The following is a 23130-nucleotide window of genomic DNA, read 5'->3' on the forward strand; positions in this document are numbered from 1 at the left end:
TCGGATGGGGGACGGAAAGGCCGGGCGGCCGCGGACGGGTGCACCACCGGGTGGACCGGAGGTGCGGTGTCATCGCGGGCGGGTGCCGGGCTCGGCTGTCGCTCCCTGCCCGGCGTGACGACCCCGGGCGACGATGGGACAAAGCTAGCCGAGCGGCGCTCGCAACCCTCTCCCTGTGACCTTGTGTTTCGCCGTACCGTGGTGACGTGACGACCTCACTCCCCTACGGATCGTGGCCCTCCCCGCTCTCGGCGAAGGCCGTGTCGGCGGCGTCGCCGCGGCTGGAAGGCGCCCGGTACGTGGGCGACGAGATCTGGTGGGGCGAGACCGTGCCGGAGGAGGGCGGGCGTACGACGGTGCGGCGGGCCGCGGCATCCGGAACCGTGTCGAGCCTCCTCGAGGCGCCGCGGAGCGCGCGCTCGCGCGTCCACGAGTACGGCGGCGGCGCCTGGACCGCCGTCGACGGCAGGCTCGTCTTCGTCGAGAAGACCGATCAGCGCGTGTGGTTCGTCGGCGACGCCGACCGCCCGCGGCCGCTCACGCCCGCCGAGGGCGGAATGCGGTTCGGCGGACTGACGTGGCAGGGCGGGCGCCTGCTGGCGGTGCGCGAGACGCATGGCGACCCGGCGGGTCCGCACCGCGACATCGTCGAGGTTCCGATCGACGGCAGTGCGGCTCGGGATGCCTCTGCCCTCACCTCTCTCGTCGAGGACAGCCGCTTCGTCGCCCACCCGGCCCTCTCGCCCGACGGCACGCACCTGGCATGGATCGCGTGGGACCACCCGGCCATGCCGTGGGACCGCGCGGAACTGCGCGTAGGTCGTATCGAGGATGGCGTGGTGGCGGAGTGGGCAACGGTCGCCGGCGGCGATACCGCGCCGCTCCAGCCGGCCTGGATCGGTGACGACGACCTGCTCTACGCCGACGATCCGACCGGACGGTGGAACCTCTGGCGGCTGAGACTGACGGCCGACCTGCAGCGAGCGCCGGTCGCGCCCGCCGACGCCGACACCGGCGGTCCGCTCTGGTCGCTCGGCCAGCGCTGGTTCGGCGTCCTCGAAGACGGCAGGTTCGTCGCCGTGCGGACCCAGGGCGCGGACGAGCTCGTCGTGATCGACGCGGCGGGGAACGCGCGCGCCGTCGGCCTGGAAGCGGTCGCCGGCCTCTCGATCGAGGACGTCCGCGGGTCGCGCGTGCTCGTGAGCGGATCGGGCGGCGGCGGGTCCGAGCTGTGGGACGTCGACGTCGACGATCCGGCATCAGCGCGGCTGGTGGCCGGCGGCGAGTCCCCGTGGGGCGCGGAGTGGATGCCGCGCTCCCGCGCGGTGACGTACGACGGTCCGCACGGACCCGTCCACGCGTACGACTTCCCGCCGACGAACCCCGACGTCACGGCCCCCGCTGACGAACGGGCGCCGTACGTCGTCTTCGTGCACGGGGGGCCGACGGCGCACGTCGGCGGCGCGGCATCCGCAAAGATCGCCTTCTTCACGAGCCGCGGGATCGGCGTGCTCGACGTCAACTACGGAGGTTCGAGCGGGTACGGGCGCGCGTACCGGGAGCGCCTGCTCGGGCAGTGGGGCGTCGTCGACGTCGACGACGTCATCGCCGCGGCCGGCGGCCTCGCGGCGCAGGGTGGAGCCGACCCCGACCGCCTCGCGATCGCGGGCGGCTCGGCCGGCGGCTGGACCGTGCTGTGCGCTCTGTCGCTCTCGGACGCCTTCGCCGCCGGGATCAGCCGCTACGGCGTCGCGGACCTCCGTCGGCTGGCCGAGGACACCCACGATTTCGAGGCGCGTTACCTCGACAGCATGGTGGGGCCGCTTCCCGACGCCGAGGTTCTCTACGTCGCACGGTCTCCGCTCTCACGGCTCGACCGCCTGCGGACGCCGCTGCTCATCGAGCAGGGCCTCGACGACGAGGTCGTCCCGCCCTCGCAGTCCGAGGCGGTGCGCGATGCCCTGCGGCAGAACGGCGTTCCGCACGCGTATCTCGCGTTCGAAGGCGAGGGACACGGGTTCCGCCGTGCGGAGACCGTGATCCGCCAGCTCGAGGCCGAGGTGGCGTTTCTGGGCCAGGTGCTCGGTTTCGAGCCCGACGGGATCCCGCCCCTCGACCTCGACTAGCTCGCGGGGCGGACGAACGGCGCCAGACGCGCGGCGAGATGCGCGCCGACGCGGGCGTGCACCGCGGTGCCGCCCTCCTCGTGGGCCTGCGACAGGATCATGCCCTGCTCGTGGATCGCCGAGACCAGGTCGCCGCGGTCGTAGGGGACGAGCACGTCGACCTCGACCGCGGGCAAGGGCAGTGCGGCCTCGATCGCGGCGCGCAGCTCGTCGAGACCTTCGCCCGTCCGTGACGACGCGAAGAGCGCCTTGGGCTCGAGTCCGCGCAGCACGAGCCGGGTGTCGTCGTCGATCAGATCGGCCTTGTTGAAGACCACGATCTCGGGGATGTCGCGTCCGCCGACGTCGCCGATCACGTCGCGCACCGTCGCCAGCTGCGCGGCAGGGTCGGGGTGCGCCCCGTCCACGACGTGCACGATGACGTCCGCGCCGCCGACCTCCTCCAGCGTCGAGCGGAACGCCTCCACCAGCTGATGGGGCAGGTTGCGCACGAAGCCGACCGTGTCGGTCAGCGTGTAGACGCGGCCATCGCCGGTCTCCGACCGGCGGACGGTCGCGTCGAGCGTCGCGAACAGCGCGTTCTCGACGAGCACTCCCGCGCTCGTGAGCCGGTTCAGGAGGCTCGACTTGCCGGCGTTGGTGTAGCCGGCGATCGCGACCGAGGGGATCGTGTGCCGCTTGCGCTCGGCCCGCTTCGCGTCGCGCGCCGGTGCGAACTCGCGGATCTGGCGACGCAGCTGCGCCATCCGCGTGCGGATGCGACGGCGGTCCAGCTCGATCTTGGTCTCACCGGGACCGCGTGAGCCCATGCCCGCGCCGCCGGCGCCGACCTGGCCACCGGCCTGCCGGCTCATCGAATCACCCCATCCGCGCAGACGCGGAAGGAGGTACTCGAGCTGAGCGAGCTCGACCTGCGCCTTGCCCTCGCGGCTCTTGGCGTGCTGACTGAAGATGTCGAGGATGACCGTGGTGCGGTCGATGACCTTCACCTTCACGACGTCTTCGAGCGCTCGGCGCTGGCTCGGCGCGAGCTCGGTGTCGGCGATGACGGTATCGGCGCCCACCGCGGCGACGATGTCACGGAGCTCCTCCGCCTTGCCGCGACCGACATACGTGGCGGGGTCCGGGTGCGGGCGACGCTGCAGCACGCCGTCGAGGACGACCGCGCCGGCCGTCTCGGCGAGTGCGGACAGCTCGCGCAGCGAGTTCTCGGCGTCTTCCTGCTCACCCTGCGGGTGCACCCCCACCAGCACGACGTTCTCGAGCCGAAGCTGCCGATACTCGACCTCGGTGACGTCCTCGAGCTCGGTGGACAGTCCCGGAACGCGCCGCAGCGCCGCGCGCTCCTCGCGATCCCACTGCTCACCGTCGGTGTCGGGCGTCGCGACGGTGGACTCGTCCTGAAGCGCCTGCGCCGCACCGAACACGCGCACCCCCGAACGCGCCTCTGCGCGCGCGAGCACGCGATCCACCGGGTCCACCGGCGTCTCGTCGGTGCTCTGGGGTGTTGTCGTATCCGTCATTCGTTCCTCTCGGGATGCCGTTTTCCGCCGTTGATCGGCGGTTCGAGGCATCCGTGAATTCTAGTCCTGTGTGCGACCGCGGCCCATACCCTCACGGCGGCGTTGAGGCCCTCGCACCGCGCGGCGGTCCTCCGCTAGGCTCGTCGATCATGGTGTCCGACCACTACTTCAGTGCGACGCCCGCCAGTCCCGAGAATCTGCGACGAATCCGGGTGACCCTCGCCGGCCGCGACGTCGAAGTCACGACCGCCGGAGGCGTGTTCAGCCCCGATCACGTGGACTCCGGTACGGGCGTGCTGCTGGCCAACACTCCCCCACCTCCGCCGGGCGGCAACCTGCTGGACCTCGGCTCGGGTTGGGGACCGATCGCCCTCACTCTCGCGATGGAGTCACCGCACGCCACCGTCTGGGCGGTCGACGTGAATGAGCGTGCGCTCGACCTCGTCCGCCGCAACGCCACCGCGCTCGGTCTCGACAATGTCAACGCGGTGCTCCCCGACGAAGTTCCCGACGACATCGTCTTCCGCACGATCCGCTCCAACCCGCCCATCCGCGTCGGCAAGAACGAGCTGCACGGCCTGCTCGAGCGGTGGATCCCCCGGCTGGACGAGCGCGCGGACGCGTGGCTCGTCGTACAGCGCAACCTCGGGTCGGACTCGTTGCAGCGCTGGCTGGCCGCCACCTTCGATCACGGATACAGCGTGCACCGCGCGGCGACGGGTCGCGGCTTCCGGGTGCTGAAGGTCCGGCGGCATGGCACGCCGCCGACCACGCCTATCGACCTGCCCTGAGGGCACGGCACCTCACGCGAGCGTGACCTCGCCCGAGTAGACCAGAGTCGCGGGGCCCGAGAGCAGCACGTGCCGTTCGTCCCCCACAGTGGGCATGCGCACGCCGAGCGTGCCCCCCGGCACGTCGACCGTCCAGTGGTCGGGTGCAGCCGGACCTGCCCAGTGGCGCACGGCCAAGGCAGCCGCCGCCACGCCCGTGCCGCAGCTCAGCGTCTCGCCGACGCCGCGCTCGAACACGCGCATGCGGATCGACCCCACGCCGTCGCGCACCAGCGGGTCGCTCGGCACGACGAACTCGACGTTCGCCCCGTGGGGCGGCTCGGGGTGCAGCTGCGGCAGCGCCGTGAGGTCGAGGCCCTCGAGTTCACGGGTATCGGGAAGGGCCACGACGATGTGGGGATTGCCGACATCGATGCCGAGGCCGGGTCGCGGCGCGCCGATGCCGCGTGCCCGCACGAGCACGTCGTCCGTCTCGACACGCCACGGACCGAGGTCGACCTCCAGTCCGAGGTCACTGCGGGTGATCGTCTTGACGCCGGCGCGCGTGCCGACCTTGAGCGGATCACCGTCCAGCGTCGCCCAGCCGACCTCGGCGAGATAGCGGGCGAACACCCGGATGCCGTTGCCGCACATCTCGGCCTTCGAGCCGTCGGCGTTGCGGTAGTCCATGAACCATTCGGCACCGGATGCCGCGGCATCCGCCCCCTCGTCGATCGCGCTCGTGCGCACCACCCGGAGGATGCCGTCGCCGCCGATGCCGAACCGGCGATCGCACAGCACGGCGACCTGGTCGTCGGAGAGGTCCAGCGCGCCGTCCGGATCGGGCACGATGACGAAGTCGTTGCCCGTGCCGTGGCCCTTGGTGAACCCGATGGTCTGCGGCATCCCCCAAGTCTAGGGGCGGTCGGCGGGCCCCTCGTCCGCCACCGCGGCGATGAGGTCGGCCGCCGGATGTGCGGGCTGCACCCATCGCACCTCGGCGTAGCGCGTGAACCACGACACCTGCCGGCGCGCGTAGCGCCGTGTGAGCGCCTGTGTCTCGGCGATCGCTTCGGCTTCGGTGCGCGTGCCCTCGAGCTGCGCGAGCGCCTGCGCGTAGCCGATCGCGCGCCGAGCGGTCACACCGCGCTCGAGCCCCCGGTCGCGCAGCGCTGCGACTTCGCCCACGAGTCCGTCGCGCCACATGCCGGCGACGCGTTCGTCGAGGCGCGCGACGAGCTGCGCGCGCGGCACGGCGACGCCGATCATCGTGGTCGGCTCGTGCCACAGCACCGGCACGTCGGGGAGGGCGGCGCCGTGGGTGTCGGCGCCCTGCGCCAGAACCTCGAGGGCACGGACGATCCGGCGGCCGTTCTTCGGGTCCACGCGGGCCGCCGTGACCGGATCGGCCTCGCGCAGGCGGGCGTACAGCATGCCCGGCCCGTGGGCGTCGAGCTCGGCTTCCAGTTCGGCCCGCAGACGCTCATCGTGCGGCGGGAAGCGGAAGTCGAAGACGACACTGGACACATAGAGGCCGGAGCCGCCGACGAGGATCGCGTCCGCGCCGCGCCCATGGATCCCGGTGATCACGTCGCGCGCAGCGCGCTGGTACCAGGCGACGGCCGCGTCCTCGGTCACCTCGAGCTCGTCGAAGAGATGGTGAGGGATGCCCCGGCGCTCGCTCACCGGGAGCTTGGCGGTGCCGATCTCCATGCCGCGGTACAGCTGCATCGCATCGGCATTGACGATCTCAGCCGGCTGCCCCCGCGACGCCAGCGCCTCGGCCAGGTCGAGGGACAGCGAGGTCTTGCCGGTGCCGGTGGCACCGACGACCGCCCAGAGCCGGCGTCGACCGGGCGCGGTCACTCGCCGATGCGCAGCGTCGGCAGTCCGAGCGACACGGCACGCGGCGCGCCGGAGGTGGCTGCCGGGGCGGGAACGCCGCAGGACTCGGCCTGCGTCCTGTCCCACGCGTCTCCCGAACGTGTGCGGCGGATGCGCAGCGGCGCGCCATCGGGCGAATCGGCGAGCAGGTGGAAGGGCGCGGCGTGGGTGACGACGACCGACACGACGTCGCCGGGACGCGGGAGGTCGGAGCCCTCGGGCACCTCGAAGTGCACGAGGCGGTTATCTTCGGCGCGCCCCGTCAGACGGTGGGTCGCCGCATCCTTCTTTCCTTCACCCGTCGAGACGAGCACCTGCAGCTCACGCCCGAGCTGCTTCTGGTTCTCTTCGAGCGAGATGCGCTCCTGCAGTGCCACCAGCCGCTCGTACCGCTGCTGGACGATCTCCTTCGGCACCTGATCGGGCATGGTCGCCGCCGGGGTGCCTTCGCGGATGGAGTACTGGAACGTGAACGCGCTGGCGAAGCGGGCCTGCTCGACCACGCGCATCGTGTCTTCGAAGTCTTCGTCGGTCTCACCGGGGAAGCCGACGATGATGTCGGTCGTGATCGCGGCGTCGGGGATCTTCGCCCGCACGCGGTCGAGGATGCCGAGGAACCGCTCGCTGCGGTACGAGCGGCGCATGGCCTTGAGGATGCGGTCGCTTCCGGACTGCAGCGGCATGTGCAGCTGCGGCATGACCGCGGGGGTATCGGCCATGGCGTCGATGACGTCGTCGGTGAACGCCGCGGGATGCGGGCTCGTGAAGCGGATCCGCTCGAGCCCCTGGATCTCGCCGGCTGCACGAAGCAGCTTGCCGAAGGCCTGGCGGTCTCCGAACTCGACGCCGTAGGAGTTGACGTTCTGACCGAGGAGGGTCACCTCCAGGGCGCCGTCGTCGACCAGCAGCCGGATCTCGTTGAGGATGTCGCCGGGGCGGCGGTCCTTCTCCTTGCCGCGCAGGCTCGGGACGATGCAGAAGGTGCAGGTGTTGTTGCAGCCGACCGAGATGGACACCCAGCCGCTGTAGACGCTGTCGCGCTTGGTGGGCAGCGTCGAGGGGAAGATCTCCAGCGACTCGAGGATCTCGAGCTCGGCCTCGCCGTTGTGGCGGGCGCGCTCGAGCAGGCTCGGGAGGGATCCCATGTTGTGAGTCCCGAAGACCACGTCGACCCACGGCGCCTTCTGCTGGACGGCGTCCTTGTCCATCTGCGCGAGGCATCCGCCCACGGCGATCTGCATTCCGGCGCGCTTGTCCTTGCGGGATTTCAGATGTCCCAGCGTGCCGTACAGCTTGCCGGCGGCGTTGTCGCGGACGGCGCAGGTGTTGATGACGACGACGTCCGCCTCTTCGCCGGCGTCGGCGCGCACGTACCCTGCGCTCTCGAGCGAGCCGGAGAGGCGCTCGGAGTCGTGAACGTTCATCTGGCAGCCGAACGTGCGCACTTCGTAGGTGCGTGCGCGGCCGTCGGCGCCGATCGCGGCGTCGGAGGGCGCGATGAGCGTCGGGGAGCTGAGCGGGGTGGTCATGATGCAGTCATTCTACGAGTCGCGCCTGAGACCGGTGCCGGGAGCGTCAGCGGATGCGGGCGCGAATGCGACCCGCCGACAGGGCCGTGAAGCCGAATGCCATCGCGAGGAGTACGCCGAACGCTATGGAGGCCGGCAGAACGAACTCGCCGACGTACGCGTCGATGCCGTAGAACTCGCGGATGGCCTCGCCGGCCTCAGCGCTCTCGCCGACCATGGCCGACAGCGAGTCGGCCGTGAACTCACGCCGAAGGAGCATCGCCCCCTGAGCGAAGGGCAGCGCATTGATCGTCGTGGCGACCGCGACCGGGAGCGATCCGACGGGGATGTAGGCACCAGCGATGAATCCGAGCACGGTCCCGATCACCGTCGCGAAACCCGAGAAGGCGGCGGTCGTGCGGATGAACGTGACGATGAGCGCTGAGAGCGCGGTGAACCCGGCGCAGCAGAGCAGCGTGATGCCCGCAATGCGGATGACGGTCAGCGGCGTGAGCCACACCCCGTCGACGACGCCGAGGTACAGGATGCTCAACGCCAGCACGATCATGGACATGACGATCGCGACGGTGACGGCCGCGATGAGGTAGCCGAGGACGAGCTGCGTCCGGCGCACCGGGGAGACCAGGAAGTCGCGGAAGCGACCCGTCTCGCCATCGTCGACGAGCGTGACGAGGGCGCCGAGCCCGGTGGTGATCGTCGACAGCATGACGATCCCGGCGAACATCCAGGTGTCGACGAATGTGCGGATGTCCTGCTCGGACGCCTGCGGAAAGGTCTCCTGCAGGCCGTCGATCTGAAGCCGCGCGAGGAACAGCGTGTACAGGACGAACAGGATGAGCGCCCCGAGCAGCGAGAAGAAGACGTTCATCCGATCTCGGAAGAAGAGGCGCAGATTGCGCCGCACGATGGCGAGGACGACGGTCATGATCGTGCACCCGGCTGGGGCTCGTCGTCATCGACGATGCGACCGGTGAGGGCGAGGAAGACGTCATCCATGCGTCCGTGGCGGAACTCGAAGTCGCGTACCTTGTCGCCGTGCGTCGCCAGAAGCCCCTGGGCTGCCGCGGCATCCGGCACGGCGATCACGACGACATCGCCGTCGACCGCCACCTCGCCGCCGTGGATCGAGGCGAGGCGGGCGAGCCCCGCGACGTCGCTCGTGGTCACCGTCAGGATGCTGTGGCTGTGCTCGGCGCGCAGCGCCGCGGGAGTGCCATCGGCGACGATCTCGCCGCGATCGATGATGCACACGCGGTCTGCCTCCTCGGTCTCCTCCATGTAGTGAGTGGTGAGGAAGACCGTGAGTCCCGTCTCACGGCGCAGTCCGTGAACCGTCCGCCACAGGAGCGCGCGGCTGCGCGGGTCGAGGCCCGCCGTCGGCTCGTCGAGGAAGAGGATCGCCGGCTCGTGCACGAGTGCGCGCGCGATGTCGACGCGCCGACGCTGGCCGCCGGAGAGGGCGCCGTAACGCCGGTCGAGGAACGTGTCGACCTCGATGAGCTCTGCGAGGTGGGCAATGCGCCGGTCGGCGCGCGCACGCGGCACCTTCGCGAGCGTGGCACGCAGGCGCAGGTTCTCGCGCACGGTGAGCATGGGGTCGAGCACCGAGTCCTGGAAGACGACGCCGATGCGCTCGCGCACCCGCTCCCCTTGGGTGACGACGTCGTGATCGGCGACGCGGACCGTCCCGGCGTCGAACGCCAGGACGCTCGTGAGGCAGTTGATCGTGGTCGACTTCCCGGCTCCATTGGCCCCGAGGAAGGCGAAGACGGACGCCTCGGGTACCGAGAACGTGAGGTCGTTCACCGCCGTGGTCGTGCGAAAGCGCTTGGTCAGCCCTTCCACGCGGATCGCCATGGTCCTCCTCGAATCGGCGTGGAGCCAGTCTGGCATCCCGCCGCACCCCTGCGGCTCGTCTGCGAGCGGGTGGAACAGCCGGTCAGTGGAACAGCCGGTCAGCGGAACCGCACGCCTCCGATGTCCTCGGGTCGTTCGTCGAGAGCGATGCGAGCGGCAGTCATCGCGAGGGATCCGTTGTACCCGCGGCGCGCAAGCTGCCCGGACAGCCTGCGCAGTGCCGTCTCACGATCGAGCGAGCGGAGCGAACGGACCTTGCCCTTCGCGTACTCGATCGCCCGCTGCAGATCATCGTCGGGGAGCGCCAGCAGGGCGCCGTCGGCGATGTCGCGGGGAATGCCGCGCTTCGCGAGTGTCTGAGCGATCAGTTGACGTCCCTGACCCTTGCGGTCGACGCCGACATGCACGAGCTGCTCTGCCAGCGCTGCGTCGTCCAGATAGCCGTAGCCGGTCAGGGACGTGATGACGGTCTCCATCGAGACGTCGTCGAGGTCGTGCTCGCGCAGCAGAACTCGCGCTTCGGACACGGACAGCGATCGCGTGCGCAGCCTCTTGAGCAGTGCCTTCTCGGCTGCCTCGAGGCCGGGAGGGGCGTCGGCGGCCTCGAGGGCGCCGTAGACGGCATCACCCTCTCCCCCGTGTGCGCTGGACACGCTCGCGCCCGTCCATGTCGGATGCCAGGCGGGGACGCCGTCGCTCTCGACGGCGCAGTCCTCGTCGCTGTCCGCGGCGTCCGATCTGCTGGCGGCCCTCCTGGGTTCGGGCCGCTCGGGTACCGGACCGCCGAAGAGCGGGATCACGGGGGCGAGCGAGTCGCGCTCGCCCCCGTCTTCACGACTCATGTCAGGCGGGGCGCCGTGCGGCCAGGTCGTCCGCAGGGGCTTCGACGGCCTTCGGCTGGCCGATGCCGAGCTTCGCCTTGATCTTCGACTCGATCTCGGCCGCGACGTCCTCGTTCTTGAGGAGGAAGTTGCGCGCGTTCTCCTTGCCCTGACCGAGCTGATCGCCGTCGTACGTGTACCAGGCACCCGACTTCTTGACGATGCCGTGCTCGACACCGAAGTCGATCAAGCTGCCCTCGCGCGAGATGCCGACACCGTAGAGGATGTCGAACTCCGCCTGCTTGAAGGGCGGCGCCATCTTGTTCTTGACCACCTTGACACGGGTGCGGTTTCCCACCGCCTCGGTGCCGTCCTTCAGGGTCTCGATACGGCGGATGTCGAGGCGCACCGAAGCGTAGAACTTGAGCGCCTTTCCACCGGCGGTGGTCTCGGGCGACCCGAAGAAGACGCCGATCTTCTCGCGCAGCTGGTTGATGAAGATCATTGTGGTGTTGGTCTGGTTGAGACCACCGGTGAGCTTGCGGAGCGCCTGCGACATGAGGCGGGCCTGCAGACCCACGTGGGAGTCACCCATCTCGCCTTCGATCTCCGCCTTGGGCACGAGGGCGGCGACGGAGTCGATCACGACGAGGTCGATCGCACCCGAACGCACCAGCATGTCTGCGATCTCGAGCGCCTGCTCACCGGTGTCGGGCTGGGAGACCAGAAGGGAGTCGATGTCGACACCGAGCTTCTGCGCGTAGTCGGGGTCGAGCGCGTGCTCGGCGTCGATGAACGCGGCGATGCCGCCGGCGCGCTGCACGTTGGCGATCGCATGGAGCGTGAGCGTCGTCTTACCCGACGACTCCGGACCGTAGATCTCGATGATGCGGCCGCGCGGAAGGCCGCCGATCCCGAGTGCGACGTCGAGGGCGATCGAGCCCGTCGGGACGACTTCGACAGGAGCGCGCTCGTCGCTGCCCAGCCGCATGACCGAGCCCTTTCCGAACTGCCGGTCGATCTGTGCGAGGGCCGATTCGAGGGCCTTCTCGCGGTCAACTGCTGAGGGCATGACGTGCTCCTAATGCTCGCGTTCCGTCGCCTGTAGGCTGTCGCGCCCCGCCCCGGTGGGACGGATGCTGCGACAAGGCGTGAGGTGTCGTTCGACGTCGTCCACGCTAGAGAGGGGCTCCGACATCGGCCTACACTCCCCCGCTCCCGTGGACAGACGCGTCCTCGACACCTGCTGTGCAGGAGCCTACGCCGGAATCGAACACACCTTCGATACGACACGCCGCATGGCGGCGGCGACCTGGGTCCCGAGCAGGAGCGCGCAGCGCTCCCTGCGGAGGGCGACATGACGCCCCGCCCCGCAGCAGGGTCTTTCAGCGCTTCTTGGGTTCGAGGCGTCCGGCGCCGTAGCGGCGTTCGAGCGGCACGTCCATCTCGGCGCACAGCGCCAGCCAGACGTCACGCGGGGGGAAGCCGGCGTCGAGCGCCTCCACCGCGGTGCGATCGCCGACGGCCGACAGCACGAGGTCCGCGATCAGCGCGCTGCCGCGGGGACCGAACTCGTCGGTGACGGCTCGGTCGAATTCACTGCGGCGCATGAAGGCGTGCGGCTCCGGAGAAGACGGGGCGATGCGCGTCAGCGCAGCGAGAGCTCGGCGTCGACGGACGCGACGAGTTCGTCGGGGACGACGTCGGGGAAGGTCTGGATGCCCTCCAGCACGGAGATGCGGTCACCCACCTCGCGCATGATGGTGGAGATCGGAACGTCGAGCGCCTCGGCGACCGAGGCGAGGATCTCGCTCGACGCCTCTTTCTGCCCGCGCTCGACCTCGCTCAGATAGCCGAGAGCCACGCTCGCGCGGCTGGCCACCTGCCGGAGGGTGCGCCCCTTCTGCTGGCGGAAATCACGAAGAACTTCGCCGATCTCTTGACGAACCAGAATCATTGTGGCCCCCTCCTCACTTCTGATTCCGCTTCCCGGGGTGGACAACAGTACCGCACCGGACGATGCCAATCTAATGCCGCCAACTGGGGAATGGGTGGGAATCACCGAATGTAACCGAGAAGAAACACGGTGTGTTCCCGAGTGGCCGGAATCGATCGGATGCCTCGCGCTAGACCAGTCCGAGGCACGCCGTCAGCGCCGCCTCCGTCGCAGCCGCCCTGATCGCGGCTCGGCCACCGCCGAACGAATGAGTGGCCACCGCCTCGCCCTCGGGCGTCACCACCGCGATGCAGACGGTTCCGACCGGCGTGCCATCCTGCGGGTCGGGGCCGGCGACGCCGGTGGTGGCGATACCGACATCGGCCCCCAGGAGGCGGCGCACGCCCTCGGCCATCTGCCTGGCCACTCCGGGGTCGACCGCGCCGACCGAGGCGAGAAGTTCGCCGTCGACACCGAGGACGCTCCGTTTCACGTCCGTCGCGTAGGCGACCACTCCCCCGCGGAACACCGCCGACGCGCCCGGGACCTCCACGATCGTCGAGGCCACCTGTCCTCCGGTCAGCGACTCCGCAACGGCGACGGTCCATCGCCTCGCCGCGAGACGGCCGAGGGCGGCCGCGGCATCCGTCACGCCGTGCCCTTCGTCCGGCGCGCGCCGCGCGTCTCGGTGATGACGTAGTCCATCCCGCTCGCCACAGTGAGGATGACGGCGATGGCCATGGTGACCCCGTTCACCCAGAAGATCCAGTCTCCGACCACCGTCCACAACGGAAGCAGCGCCAGAGACAGGGCGACCCCCTGCGCGAGTGTCTTGAGCTTGCCCATCCATGCGGCCGCGACGACGTGATCGCTCGCGACGATCAGCCGGTGGATCGTGATGCCGACCTCGCGCACCAGGACCAGCGCCGTGATCCACCAGGGCAGCTCGCCGAGGATCGAGAGCCCGATGAACGCGAAACCCGTGAGCACCTTGTCGGCGATGGGATCGAGGAGCTTGCCGAGGTCGGTGACGATGTCGTTCCTGCGGGCGAGATAACCGTCGATCCCATCCGTGGCGATCGCCACGATGAAGAGCGCCGCCGCCCACCACCGCAACGGGCCGTCCGCGCCGCCGTCGGCCAGCAGCATCCAGAGGAAGACCGGTGCGCACAGGATGCGCACGATCGTGATCGCGTTGGGAAGCTGCCGCGGGATCGCCATGGCCCGAGCCTAACGGGCGAGGTGCGTCATTCGCGGCCCGTGAGCCCCCAGGCGTCCTCGGACCCGTCATCGGCGTCGACGACCGGGTAGCCGTCGTACTGCGCCGCGACCGCATCGGCACCGTAGGCGTCGGCAGTCGCCGCCGGCGTGGGCGCGGCCTGCGGCACGTCGTCGCCGCGCAGTCGCGCGAGCACCGCCGGCAGCTGATCGGGCGTCACGAGAACGTCACGCGCCTTCGAGCCCTCCGAGGGCCCCACGATCTCGCGAGACTCCAGGAGGTCCATCAGGCGACCGGCCTTGGCGAAGCCGACGCGGAGTTTGCGCTGGAGCATCGACGTCGAGCCGAACTGCGTCGAGATGATCTGCTCGGCGGCTGCCAGCAGGAGTTCGAGGTCGTCCCCGATATCGGCGTCGATCTCCTTCTTCTCGGCGACCGCCTGGACGTCGGGGCGGTATTCGGGCCGAGCCTGCGCGGTGACGTGCTTGACGACCTTCTCGATCTCCTGCTCGCTGACCCACGCTCCCTGCACGCGGAGCGCCTTCGACGCGCCCATCGGCAGGAAGAGGCCGTCGCCCTGACCGATCAGGCGATCGGCGCCGGGCTGATCCAGGATGACGCGTGAGTCGGTGACGCTCGTGACCGCGAAGGCGAGACGTGACGGCACGTTGGCCTTGATGAGACCGGTCACGACGTCGACCGACGGGCGCTGGGTGGCAAGCACGAGATGGATGCCCGACGCGCGCGCGAGCTGCGTGATACGCACGATCGAGTCCTCGACGTCGCGGGGGGCCACCATCATGAGGTCGGCGAGCTCGTCGACGACGACGAGCAGGTACGGATACGGCTTGAGGATGCGCTCGCTGCCCGCCGGCAGGGTGATCTCACCCGCCACGACAGCCCTGTTGAAGTCGTCGATGTGACGGAAGCCGAAAGACGCGAGGTCGTCATACCTCATGTCCATCTCCTTCACGACCCACTGCAGCGCTTCGGCCGCCTTCTTCGGGTTCGTGATGATCGGCGTGATCAAGTGCGGCACACCCGCGTAGGAGGTGAGCTCGACGCGCTTGGGGTCGATGAGCACCATCCGCACGTCGGAGGGCTTGGCGCGCATGAGCAGGCTCGTGATCATCGAGTTCACGAAGCTCGACTTGCCCGAGCCTGTCGAGCCGGCCACGAGCAGGTGGGGCATCTTGGCGAGGTTCGCCACGACGTATCCGCCCCCCACATCCTTGCCGACGCCGATCGTCATCGGGTGGGTCGACTGCTGGGCGTTCTGCGAGCGCAGCACGTCGCCGAGCGTCACGATCTCGCGGTCGGTGTTGGGGATCTCGACGCCGATCGCGCTCTTGCCCGGGATCGGCGCGAGGATGCGCACCTCGTTGGATGCCACCGCGTAAGCGATGTTGTTGGTGAGCGCTGTGATGCGCTCGACCTTCACGCCGGGGCCGAGCTCGATCTCGTACTGCGTGACGGTCGGCCCACGCGAGAAGCCGGTCACGCGGGCGTCGACAGAGAACTGGTCCAGGACGCTCGTGATCGCGCGAACCGTCTCGTCGTTGGCCTGCGAGCGCGCGACGTGCGGCGTGCCGGCAGCGAGCGCGTGGACCGAGGGAAGCCGGTACGGCGCGGCCGCGGCGCCGGCTGGAAGATCGGTTCCGATGCCGTCGAGTCCGGGCAGCAGGCCGTCGTCCAGCGGATCCTCACTGTCGTCGCGCAGCGACGTGCCGCCGGCCTTCGACTTCGCGGCTGACGCGACGCCCGGATCGATGACCTCGGTCAGCGCGTCGGCGGGTGCGACCGGAGCCGGCGGCGCGGGGGGCTCCAGCACCTGCTCGAATCCGCCCTGGGAGGCACCCGGGTTGAGGAGCGCCGTGAGGTCGTCGGACCCGAGCGTGCCGTCCGTGTCCTGCTCGCGCCCCGTCTTGTTGCGGCGCCACCACGGCAGAGCGGGGTCGCTGTCGTCGTCGGCGGGAGCCGAGGCATCCGTCGCCTGCTCGGCACGCGGCTCGGCGCCGAACATCCAGGCGTACAGATCGCCGAGGCGACGCCCGATGCGGTTGGGGGGAGTCTTCGTCACGATCAGGATGCTGAGCGCCGCGAGCAGGGCGAGCACGACGTAGGCGCCGACATCGGTGAGCACGAGGGCGAGCGGCTCGCCGATCATCCAGCCGAAGAGGCCACCGGCGGTGCTGAGCTCGGGCAGGCCCTGGTTCGGCTGCGGACGGCCGCCCGCGACATGGCAGAACCCGGCGATCGTCAGGATGAGGAGCCCGAAGCCGATGCCGATCCGGCCGTTGTCGTGCACCGAAGACGGGTGGCGGAACATCCATCCGGCGAGCAGGAGGAGCAGGACGGGGAGGATGAAGGCCTCGCGTCCGATCAGCCCGCCCACGGTATAGGCGCTGATGGCGCCGGCGACGTCGTTGCCGATGAAGAACCACTCGTTGACCGCACCGGCGACCGCGAGCAGCACGAGGAGGAACGGGAAGCCGTCACGGCGCTGATCCTTCTCGAGCGTCTCGGGCCCGAAGGCACGGAAGAGCGCCCCCGTCGCGTGGGCGAGACCGAGCCAGGCACGCACGATCACCGGCGGCCTGTCGGACTCGCCGACATAGCGCTTCGGCGCCGGCTCGGGCTTCTTGGCGCGCGACGATGACGCCTGCGTGCGGGAAGGCGCGCGACCGCTCTTGGTCGGGCTGGAGCTCCTGGCCATTCCCCCAAGGTAAGCCGGGCCCCCGACTTTTCCGGGGAACCACGCGGCGCTTCGGCGGGCCCGCGCCGGGGCGTCAGCGCAGGCGCTTCACCATCGTGTCGCGGCCATGCGCCGCCTCGACGACGGCGAATCCCTCGCTCCGATAGAGCGTGGCGGCGAAATTGCCGCGCTCGACGCTCAGGCTGATCCGCCCGTACCCCTGCGATCGGGCGTGGTCGCACAGCCGCTGCAGCAGCGCACGACCGACACCGTGGGCGCGCCAGATCGGACGCACGCCGATGATCAGCTCGGGCACACCCGTCCCGACGTAACCGAACCCCGGATCGGTGCGAGGCAGCATCCGGTACCACGCGGCGCCGATCGGCTCGCCGTTGGCGTCCTCGGCCACGAAGCCGGCGTCACCCGGACGCATCCAGCCCGAGACGTACCGGCTGTGGTCGGACCCCGTGATCACCTGGTGCTTCGGGCGCCCGCCGCCGGGGCGCCAGTTCGCCGCCTCGACGACCATGTCGCCGAGGAACCCGCCGTCCGCCTGGGTGGCGGCGCGAACGCGGAAGGAGGCGGGCATGCGGCGATCATAGCGACGGAGAGCGGATGCCTCGGCTCCCCGCCCGCCGGATGACGCCGGGAAGCGGTCGGCTGCCGCCTACGCCTCGATGACGAGCGGCACGATCATGGGCCGGCGACGCAGCGACTGGTTCACCCAGCGGCCGATCGTTCGGCGGACGATCTGCGACAGCGCGTGCTGGTCGCGCACGCCCGACTTCGCGGCCTCGGCGAGCGCCGCCGCGATCTTCGGCTTGACGTCGTCGAACACCGCGTCGTCCTCCGCGAACCCGCGCGCGTGGATCTCCGGACCCGAGATCACCTTGCCCGTCGAGGCGTCCACCACGACGATGACCGAGATGAAGCCCTCCTCGCCGAGGATGCGCCGGTCCTTGAGGTCGGCGTCGGTGATCTCTCCGACCGTCGAGCCGTCGACGTAGACGAAGCCGAGATCGAGCTGACCCGCGACGCGGGCATCGCCGTCCTTGAGATCGATGACCGTGCCGTTCTCGGCGAGGATCGTGCGATCGGCGTCGATGCCGGTGTCCTGCGCGAGCCGCGCATTGGCCATCAGGTGGCGGTACTCGCCGTGAATGGGCAGGACGTTGCGGGGCTTGAGGATGTTGTAGCAGTAGAGCAGTTCGCCTGCGGCCGCATGCCCGGAGACGTGCACCTTGGCGTTGCCCTTGTGCACGACGTTCGCTCCGAGCTTGGTCAGTCCGTCGATCACGCGGTACACGGCGTTCTCGTTGCCCGGGATGAGGCTCGACGCGAGGATCACGGTGTCGCCGGGACCAGGCTCGATGGCGTGGTCGAGATTCGCCATGCGGCTCAGCACCGCCATCGGCTCGCCCTGCGACCCGGTGGACATGTAGACGATCTGATCCTCGGGCAGATCCCGCGCCTTCTTGTAGTCGATCAGGACGCCCTCGGGGACCGTGAGGTAGCCGAGCTCCTCAGCGATGGTCATGTTCCGCAGCATGCTCCGGCCGAGGAGCGCCACTCGGCGACCGTGAGCGGCCGCGGCATCCAGCACCTGCTGCACGCGATGGACGTGGCTGGAGAAGCTGGCCACGATCACCCGCCGGGGGGCTTTTCCGATCACCTGGTCCAGCACGGGACCGATCGAGCGCTCGAGAGGCGTGAAACCCGGAACGTCGGCATTCGTCGAGTCCACGAGGAAGAGGTCGACCCCCTCTTCGCCGAGGCGCGCGAACGACCGGAGATCGGTCAGGCGCCCGTCGAGCGGAAGCTGGTCCATCTTGAAGTCCCCGGTCGCGAGGACGAGCCCGGCGGGCGTGCGCACGGCGACGGCGAGCGCGTCCGGGATCGAGTGGTTGACCGCGATGAACTCCAGCTCGAACGGGCCGAGGTTCTCACGCTGGCCTTCGGTCACCGTGAGGCTGTAGGGCTTGAGGCGGTGCTCCTTGAGCTTCGCCTCGGTGAGGGCGAGCGTGAGCCCCGATCCGACGATGGGAATGTCGGGCTTGAGCTTGAGCAGGTACGGCACGGCGCCGATGTGGTCCTCGTGGCCGTGGGTGAGCACGACCCCGACGATGTCGTCGAGGCGGCCCTTGATCGGCTCGAAGTCCGGGAGGATCAGGTCGACGCCCGGCTGGTGCTCCTCGGGGAACAGCACGCCGCAGTCGATGACGAGCAGCTTGCCGCCGTACTCGAACACGGTCATGTTGCGGCCGACCTCGCCCAGGCCGCCGAGGGGGGTGACCCGAAGGGTGCCCTGTTCGAGAGCGGGCGGATCGTACGGGGTGGTGGGCATGCTCGGCCTCCTGGAGTCAATCCGGTGCGCCGGGATCGCCGGCGGTCGTTGCGGATGCCGCGGCATCCGTCCACTGTTCACTCCGGTGCGCAGGGCGCCCACCGGTGCGCGTCGTCATCTGGTGGTGCCCGACACCTTCGGCAGGGCGCCGCCGGCGGCGGCATTGCGGTCGGGGCGGAAGTTGGAGAAGTCCGCACCCGGAACCTCGTGCACGAGGGCCAGTTCGTCCTCGATCTTCGCGGCTTCCCATTCCTCGGGACCGACGAGCGGCAGCCGCACCCGCGGGCTGCCGATGCGGCCGAGGCCGTGCAGGATGTACTTCGCCGACACCGTGCCGGGAACGTGGGTCATGACCGCGCGCACGAGCGGCTCGAGCTGCTTGTGGGCGGCCGTCGCGGCAGCCAGGTCGCCGCGGTTGACCGCGTCCACGATCACACGGTACGGCGCGGCGGCGATGTTCGCCGTCACGCCGATGAGTCCGGTGGCGCCGATCGACAGGTGCGGAAGCACGTTGGCGTCGTCGCCCGAGAAGTACATCAGGTCGGTCTGGTTGAGCACACGGCTGACCTCGCTGAAGTCGCCCTTCGCGTCTTTGATCGCGAGGATGTTCGGGTGCTTCGCGAGCCGCAGGATGGTCTCGTAGCGGATCGGCACGCCGGTGCGACCCGGGATGTCGTACAGGATCACCGGCAGGTCGGTCGCGTCGGCCACGAGCCGGAAGTGCGTGAGGATCCCCGCCTGCGTCGGCTTGTTGTAGTACGGCGTGACGATCATGATGCCGTCGGCGCCTGCCTTCTCGCTCGCCTTGTAGAGCTCGATCGCGTGCGCGGTCTCGTTCGAGCCGCCGCCCGTGATGATCTTGGCGCGGCCGGACGACACGTCCTTGCCGACCTCCACCAGCCGGATCTTCTCGGCGTCGGTCAAGGTCGAGGTCTCGCCTGTGGTGCCCGTCACGACGATGCCGTCGGCACCGGCCGTGATGACGTCGTCGATGTGCTTCTCGACGGCCGGCCAGTCGACCTCACCGTCCGCCGTCATCGGGGTGACGAGCGCGACGAGCACCTGTCCGAAGGGGTTGCCCGAGTGCGTCATGTCTTCAGGTTATCGGGATGCCGCGGCCCCCGCCGCGCTCGATGCATCACCGACCGGTCCGCGCGGCGCGCGCCACCAGGCTCGACGGCAGCAGGCGGGCGAGCGCGACCAGCACCTTGTACTTCGGCGACGGGATGGACACCGCCTTGCCGCGGGCCGCGTCGCGCAGGGACTCCTCGACGACTGCCGGGGCATCGAGCCACATCCAGTCCGGCACGCCCTCTTGCCCCGGAGGAAGCCCGGCACGCTCGTGGAAGTTCGTGTGGGTGAAGCCGGGACAGACCGCGGTCACCGTGACGCCGCGCGACGCGTAGGCGCTGTTGGCCCACCGGCTGAAGCTGATCAGCCATCCCTTGCATGCCCCGTACGTCGACCGGGGGGTGAAACCCGCCACCGAGGCGACATTGAGGATCCGGCCGCTCCCGCGCGCGAGCATCCCCTCCAGTGCCGCATGCGTGAGGCGCATCGGCACCTCGACGTGCAGGTGCAGATGACGCACCTCGTCGTCGATGTCGTTGCGCTCGAACGCCAGCGGCAGCCCGAAGCCGGCGTTGTTCACGAGCATCTCGACGGGGCGGTTCGCATCGCCGAGGCGGCGTTCGAGCGCGGCGCACTGGTCCGGGTCGAGGAGGTCGAGGGCGAGCACGTCGACCTCGACCCGATACCGCCCGCGCAGATCCGTCGCGATTCCTTCGAGCGCCCCCCGGTCGCGAGCGACGAGCACGAGGCCGGCCCCGCGGGCGGCGAGCTGCCGCGCGTACTCGGCACCGAGACCGGAACTGGCTCCTGTGATGACAGCCGTCTTCGCCATGCCCGAAGCCTAGGACTCCCGCTCGAGGCGCAGGAAGCGGTAGCGGATGCCGCCTGTCGAGGTGCGCCACCCGTCCGGCGGGTCGATCGCGACCGGGGTCCATCCGGCGCGGTCGGGAGCGAAGGTGTCGCCTTCGACCTCGAGGTCGAGCTCGGTGACCTCGAGCCGGTCCGCCGAGGCGATGACGGCGCGGAAGAGCTCGCCTCCCCCGATCACCCAGATCCACTCCGGATCGTCGTCGGTCGCCAGCTCGAGCGCGTCGTCCAGTGACGCGGCGCGTTCGGCACCCTCCGCCGTCCAGTCCTCGTTGCGGGTGACGACGATGTTGCGGCGACCCGGCAGAGGACGGAAGCGATCGGGGAACGACTCCCACGTGCGGCGACCCATCACGACCGGGGCGCCCATCGTCGTGCGCTTGAAGTGGGCGAGATCCTCCGGCACGTGCCACGGCATTCCGCCGTCCGCCCCGATCACGCCGCCGATCGCTTCGGCCCACACCAGGCCGATGCGTGCGGTCATACGGCGACCGCCCCGCGGATCGCCGGGTGGTGCTGGTAGTTCTCGACCACGAAGTCCTCGTAGGTGTAATCGAAGATCGAAGCGGGCGTGCGTGCGAACCTGAGGTTCGGGTACGGGTAGGGCTCGCGCGTGAGCTGCTCGCGGACCTGCTCGCGGTGGTTGTCGTAGATGTGGCAATCGCCGCCCGTCCAGACGAAGTCCCCGGGCTCCAGCCCGGTCTGCTGAGCCACCATCAGGGTGAGCAGCGCATACGAGGCGATGTTGAACGGCACCCCGAGGAAGAGATCGGCGCTGCGCTGGTAGAGCTGGCACGACAGCCGTCCGTCGGCGACGTAGAACTGGAACATCGCGTGGCACGGTGCGAGCGCCATGTCCGGGATGTCGGCCGGGTTCCATGCCGACACCAGGAGTCGCCGGGAGTCGGGGTTCGATCGGATCTGGTCGATCACCTGCGAGATCTGATCGATATGGGTGCCATCGGGCGCCGGCCAGGACCGCCACTGCACGCCGTACACCGGACCGAGCTCGCCCTCGGCGTCGGCCCATTCATCCCAGATGGTGACGCCGTTCTCCTTCAGCCAGGCGACGTTCGACTCGCCCCGGAGGAACCACAGCAGCTCATAGGCGATCGACTTGAAGTGCACGCGCTTGGTCGTGATGAGAGGGAAGCCCCGCGACAGATCGAAGCGGATCTGGCGCCCGAACGCACTGGTCGTGCCGGTACCCGTCCGGTCGTCCTTGTGCGTGCCGTGCTCCAGCACGTCGCGGAGGAGATCTTCGTAGGGGGTCGGGATCGCGCCGGTCACGGCTGCCACGATACCCGCGCCTCCCCCCGTCCGGCTCTGTTACGCCGGGAGCGTCACATTGGGGCATCCGGGTTCCCCTCAGCCGAACCGAGATACCCTCATCAGTTGTGAACCTGATCGACGCCCTCGTCGCCATCGCCGCGCTCCTCGCGCTGACGGTGGCCGTGGGCGTGTACCTGCGGTGGCGCCAGTCGCAGCCCCATCGCCACATCGCCCACGAGATCGTCGAGCCCCACCGGCTCGGCGCCGACAAGCTCGGCGAGGTCGCCACCCTGCTGCAGTTCAGCACCGAGCTGTGCGCACGCTGCCCGGGCGTGCACCGCACGCTGTCGGCGATCGCGGATGATCACGAAGGCGTCCGCCACCTCGACGTGGACCTGACGCACCGCCCCGACATCGCCCGGCACTTCCACGTGCTGCAGACCCCGACCACGCTCCTGCTCGACCGCAACGGCGTTGTCCAGACCCGTTTCGGCGGCGTCCCCAGTCGAGAGGTGCTCGAACTGGAGCTCACCCGCCTCACCACGGAGACAGCGAATGCCTGAGAAGACGAATGCCCCGCGCGGCATCGACCCTCGTGGGCCCCGCTTCGTCGCCGGCGTCACGGCCGCGCTGCTGCTGATCGACGTCTATCTGGGACTGACCGGCTTGTCCACCGCGTACGGCTACGGCACGTTCGGATGGTTCGCCGGGCAGCGTACGGTCGGCGACGGGGCATGGCTCCTTCCGCAGGCGACAGTCGCGCAACGGATCCTCGACCCGGCGTTCCTGCTGCTCTTCGTGATCGCCGTGCTGTTCCTCTGGGGCGTCCTCTCGCCGCGCACGGCCCCCTGGGCGATCCTCTTCCGCAAGGCGGTCGCGCCGCGACTGGCCGCTCCCGCGGAGCTCGAGGACCCGCGCCCACCCCGCTTCGCGCAGGGCGTCGGCCTCTTCGTCGCCACGCTCGGCCTGGTGCTGCAGCTGTTCGGCGTGCCGTGGGCGCTCACGATCGCGGCCGCGATGGCCTTCGTCGCCGCATTCCTCAACGCCGCCTTCGGGCTGTGCCTCGGCTGCCAGCTGTACCTCGTCCTGCAGCGGCTCGGCGTGCTCGGCCGCGCGCGGCCCGCCTCGGCCTGATCCCTCGCGCGGCGGAACTCGCCGGCGTCAGATCCTGCCGTCAACCCTTCGCGTGCCGTGGCGACCGCCGTTAGGCTGACCG

General features: G+C 69.9%; 23 protein-coding genes. 4 read left to right on the top strand and 19 right to left on the bottom strand.

Annotated elements, in window-relative coordinates; all coding sequences use genetic code 11:
* The first annotated feature begins 206 nt into the window (after window positions 1-206).
* Window positions 207-2126: a prolyl oligopeptidase family serine peptidase gene (locus HF323_RS04555; protein WP_169581417.1), complete on the top strand. Its 1920-nt coding sequence runs from the start codon at window positions 207-209 to the stop codon at window positions 2124-2126.
* Here HF323_RS04555 and hflX read toward each other — a convergent pair.
* The gene (hflX, locus tag HF323_RS04560; protein WP_169581418.1) at window positions 2123-3649 is read right to left on the bottom strand and encodes a GTPase HflX; all 1527 of its coding nucleotides are present in this window, start codon (window positions 3647-3649) and stop codon (window positions 2123-2125) included. The genes HF323_RS04555 and hflX overlap by 4 nt on opposite strands.
* A gap of 149 nt (window positions 3650-3798) precedes the next feature.
* Between hflX and HF323_RS04565 the strand changes: the two genes are divergently transcribed.
* Window positions 3799-4440 carry a methyltransferase gene (locus HF323_RS04565; protein ID WP_169581419.1) on the top strand — a complete coding sequence of 214 codons (642 nt, stop codon included), beginning with the start codon at window positions 3799-3801 and terminating at the stop codon, window positions 4438-4440.
* Between the two features lie 12 nt (window positions 4441-4452).
* On the opposite strand, the gene dapF is transcribed toward HF323_RS04565, so the two are convergent.
* From dapF to HF323_RS04655, 18 genes are all read right to left on the bottom strand, one after another.
* Entirely contained in the window at window positions 4453-5325 is an 873-nt protein-coding gene (gene dapF, locus HF323_RS04570) for a diaminopimelate epimerase (RefSeq protein WP_169581420.1), read from the bottom strand.
* Window positions 5326-5334: 9 nt separating this feature from the next.
* On the bottom strand, window positions 5335-6285 hold the full coding sequence (miaA, locus tag HF323_RS04575) for a tRNA (adenosine(37)-N6)-dimethylallyltransferase MiaA (RefSeq protein ID WP_169581421.1): 951 nt from the start codon (window positions 6283-6285) through the stop codon (window positions 5335-5337).
* Window positions 6282-7832, bottom strand: a complete 1551-nt coding sequence (miaB, locus tag HF323_RS04580; RefSeq protein ID WP_169581422.1) for a tRNA (N6-isopentenyl adenosine(37)-C2)-methylthiotransferase MiaB — start codon at window positions 7830-7832, stop codon at window positions 6282-6284. The genes miaA and miaB overlap by 4 nt, the downstream gene beginning before the upstream one ends.
* Before the next feature lie 46 nt (window positions 7833-7878).
* Window positions 7879-8757 carry an ABC transporter permease gene (locus HF323_RS04585; protein WP_169581423.1) on the bottom strand — a complete coding sequence of 293 codons (879 nt, stop codon included), beginning with the start codon at window positions 8755-8757 and terminating at the stop codon, window positions 7879-7881.
* Entirely contained in the window at window positions 8754-9689 is a 936-nt protein-coding gene (locus HF323_RS04590; protein WP_169581424.1) for an ABC transporter ATP-binding protein, read from the bottom strand. The genes HF323_RS04585 and HF323_RS04590 overlap by 4 nt, the downstream gene beginning before the upstream one ends.
* Before the next feature lie 98 nt (window positions 9690-9787).
* Window positions 9788-10531 (bottom strand): regulatory protein RecX, encoded by a 744-nt coding sequence (locus HF323_RS04595; RefSeq protein WP_169581425.1) that lies wholly within the window; start codon window positions 10529-10531, stop codon window positions 9788-9790.
* Between the two features lies 1 nt (window position 10532).
* Window positions 10533-11582 carry a recombinase RecA gene (gene recA, locus HF323_RS04600; RefSeq protein ID WP_169581426.1) on the bottom strand — a complete coding sequence of 350 codons (1050 nt, stop codon included), beginning with the start codon at window positions 11580-11582 and terminating at the stop codon, window positions 10533-10535.
* A 313-nt stretch (window positions 11583-11895) separates the two neighbouring features.
* Window positions 11896-12120 carry a DUF3046 domain-containing protein gene (locus HF323_RS04605; protein ID WP_169581427.1) on the bottom strand — a complete coding sequence of 75 codons (225 nt, stop codon included), beginning with the start codon at window positions 12118-12120 and terminating at the stop codon, window positions 11896-11898.
* Window positions 12121-12158: 38 nt separating this feature from the next.
* Window positions 12159-12467, bottom strand: a complete 309-nt coding sequence (locus HF323_RS04610; RefSeq protein WP_169581428.1) for a helix-turn-helix transcriptional regulator — start codon at window positions 12465-12467, stop codon at window positions 12159-12161.
* A gap of 169 nt (window positions 12468-12636) precedes the next feature.
* Window positions 12637-13098, bottom strand: coding sequence for a CinA family protein (locus HF323_RS04615; RefSeq protein ID WP_169581429.1), 462 nt, complete (start codon window positions 13096-13098; stop codon window positions 12637-12639).
* Window positions 13095-13667, bottom strand: a complete 573-nt coding sequence (gene pgsA / locus HF323_RS04620) for a CDP-diacylglycerol--glycerol-3-phosphate 3-phosphatidyltransferase (RefSeq protein ID WP_169581430.1) — start codon at window positions 13665-13667, stop codon at window positions 13095-13097. Before pgsA ends, HF323_RS04615 begins: the two co-directional genes overlap by 4 nt.
* A 26-nt stretch (window positions 13668-13693) precedes the next feature.
* On the bottom strand, window positions 13694-16381 hold the full coding sequence (locus HF323_RS04625; RefSeq protein ID WP_169581431.1) for a DNA translocase FtsK: 2688 nt from the start codon (window positions 16379-16381) through the stop codon (window positions 13694-13696).
* Window positions 16382-16454: 73 nt separating this feature from the next.
* Window positions 16455-16949 (bottom strand): GNAT family N-acetyltransferase, encoded by a 495-nt coding sequence (locus HF323_RS04630; protein ID WP_169581432.1) that lies wholly within the window; start codon window positions 16947-16949, stop codon window positions 16455-16457.
* 78 nt (window positions 16950-17027) lie between these two features.
* Window positions 17028-18704 (bottom strand): ribonuclease J, encoded by a 1677-nt coding sequence (locus HF323_RS04635; protein WP_169581433.1) that lies wholly within the window; start codon window positions 18702-18704, stop codon window positions 17028-17030.
* A 114-nt stretch (window positions 18705-18818) separates the two neighbouring features.
* Window positions 18819-19796, bottom strand: coding sequence for a 4-hydroxy-tetrahydrodipicolinate synthase (gene dapA / locus HF323_RS04640; protein ID WP_169581434.1), 978 nt, complete (start codon window positions 19794-19796; stop codon window positions 18819-18821).
* A 46-nt stretch (window positions 19797-19842) separates the two neighbouring features.
* Window positions 19843-20607, bottom strand: coding sequence for an SDR family oxidoreductase (locus tag HF323_RS04645; protein ID WP_169581435.1), 765 nt, complete (start codon window positions 20605-20607; stop codon window positions 19843-19845).
* Between the two features lie 9 nt (window positions 20608-20616).
* The gene (locus HF323_RS04650; protein WP_169581436.1) at window positions 20617-21126 is read right to left on the bottom strand and encodes a dihydrofolate reductase; all 510 of its coding nucleotides are present in this window, start codon (window positions 21124-21126) and stop codon (window positions 20617-20619) included.
* Window positions 21123-21932, bottom strand: coding sequence for a thymidylate synthase (locus HF323_RS04655; protein WP_169582098.1), 810 nt, complete (start codon window positions 21930-21932; stop codon window positions 21123-21125). The genes HF323_RS04650 and HF323_RS04655 overlap by 4 nt, the downstream gene beginning before the upstream one ends.
* Window positions 21933-22039: 107 nt before the next feature.
* On the opposite strand from HF323_RS04655, the gene HF323_RS04660 reads away from it, so the two are divergent.
* Entirely contained in the window at window positions 22040-22477 is a 438-nt protein-coding gene (locus HF323_RS04660; protein WP_169581437.1) for a thioredoxin family protein, read from the top strand.
* Window positions 22470-23048 (top strand): DUF4395 domain-containing protein, encoded by a 579-nt coding sequence (locus HF323_RS04665; RefSeq protein ID WP_169581438.1) that lies wholly within the window; start codon window positions 22470-22472, stop codon window positions 23046-23048. Before HF323_RS04660 ends, HF323_RS04665 begins: the two co-directional genes overlap by 8 nt.
* Window positions 23049-23130: the final 82 nt, after the last annotated feature.

Source organism: Microbacterium sp. MF43 (assembly GCF_012847295.1).
GTDB lineage: Bacteria > Actinomycetota > Actinomycetes > Actinomycetales > Microbacteriaceae > Microbacterium.

Bases quoted from the DNA above. Each gene is read 5' to 3' on its own strand.
- hflX (WP_169581418.1), bottom strand. From the start codon at position 3,649: ATGACGGATACGACAACACCCCAGAGCACCGACGAGACGCCGGTGGAC.
- HF323_RS04565 (WP_169581419.1), top strand. From the start codon at position 3,799: ATGGTGTCCGACCACTACTTCAGTGCGACGCCCGCCAGTCCCGAGAAT.
- dapF (WP_169581420.1), bottom strand. From the start codon at position 5,325: ATGCCGCAGACCATCGGGTTCACCAAGGGCCACGGCACGGGCAACGAC.
- miaB (WP_169581422.1), bottom strand. From the start codon at position 7,832: ATGACCACCCCGCTCAGCTCCCCGACGCTCATCGCGCCCTCCGACGCC.
- HF323_RS04585 (WP_169581423.1), bottom strand. From the start codon at position 8,757: ATGACCGTCGTCCTCGCCATCGTGCGGCGCAATCTGCGCCTCTTCTTC.
- HF323_RS04590 (WP_169581424.1), bottom strand. From the start codon at position 9,689: ATGGCGATCCGCGTGGAAGGGCTGACCAAGCGCTTTCGCACGACCACG.
- HF323_RS04595 (WP_169581425.1), bottom strand. From the start codon at position 10,531: ATGAGTCGTGAAGACGGGGGCGAGCGCGACTCGCTCGCCCCCGTGATC.
- recA (WP_169581426.1), bottom strand. From the start codon at position 11,582: ATGCCCTCAGCAGTTGACCGCGAGAAGGCCCTCGAATCGGCCCTCGCA.
- HF323_RS04605 (WP_169581427.1), bottom strand. From the start codon at position 12,120: ATGCGCCGCAGTGAATTCGACCGAGCCGTCACCGACGAGTTCGGTCCC.
- HF323_RS04610 (WP_169581428.1), bottom strand. From the start codon at position 12,467: ATGATTCTGGTTCGTCAAGAGATCGGCGAAGTTCTTCGTGATTTCCGC.
- pgsA (WP_169581430.1), bottom strand. From the start codon at position 13,667: ATGGCGATCCCGCGGCAGCTTCCCAACGCGATCACGATCGTGCGCATC.
- HF323_RS04625 (WP_169581431.1), bottom strand. From the start codon at position 16,381: ATGGCCAGGAGCTCCAGCCCGACCAAGAGCGGTCGCGCGCCTTCCCGC.
- HF323_RS04630 (WP_169581432.1), bottom strand. From the start codon at position 16,949: ATGCCCGCCTCCTTCCGCGTTCGCGCCGCCACCCAGGCGGACGGCGGG.
- HF323_RS04635 (WP_169581433.1), bottom strand. From the start codon at position 18,704: ATGCCCACCACCCCGTACGATCCGCCCGCTCTCGAACAGGGCACCCTT.
- dapA (WP_169581434.1), bottom strand. From the start codon at position 19,796: ATGACGCACTCGGGCAACCCCTTCGGACAGGTGCTCGTCGCGCTCGTC.
- HF323_RS04645 (WP_169581435.1), bottom strand. From the start codon at position 20,607: ATGGCGAAGACGGCTGTCATCACAGGAGCCAGTTCCGGTCTCGGTGCC.
- HF323_RS04650 (WP_169581436.1), bottom strand. From the start codon at position 21,126: ATGACCGCACGCATCGGCCTGGTGTGGGCCGAAGCGATCGGCGGCGTG.
- HF323_RS04665 (WP_169581438.1), top strand. From the start codon at position 22,470: ATGCCTGAGAAGACGAATGCCCCGCGCGGCATCGACCCTCGTGGGCCC.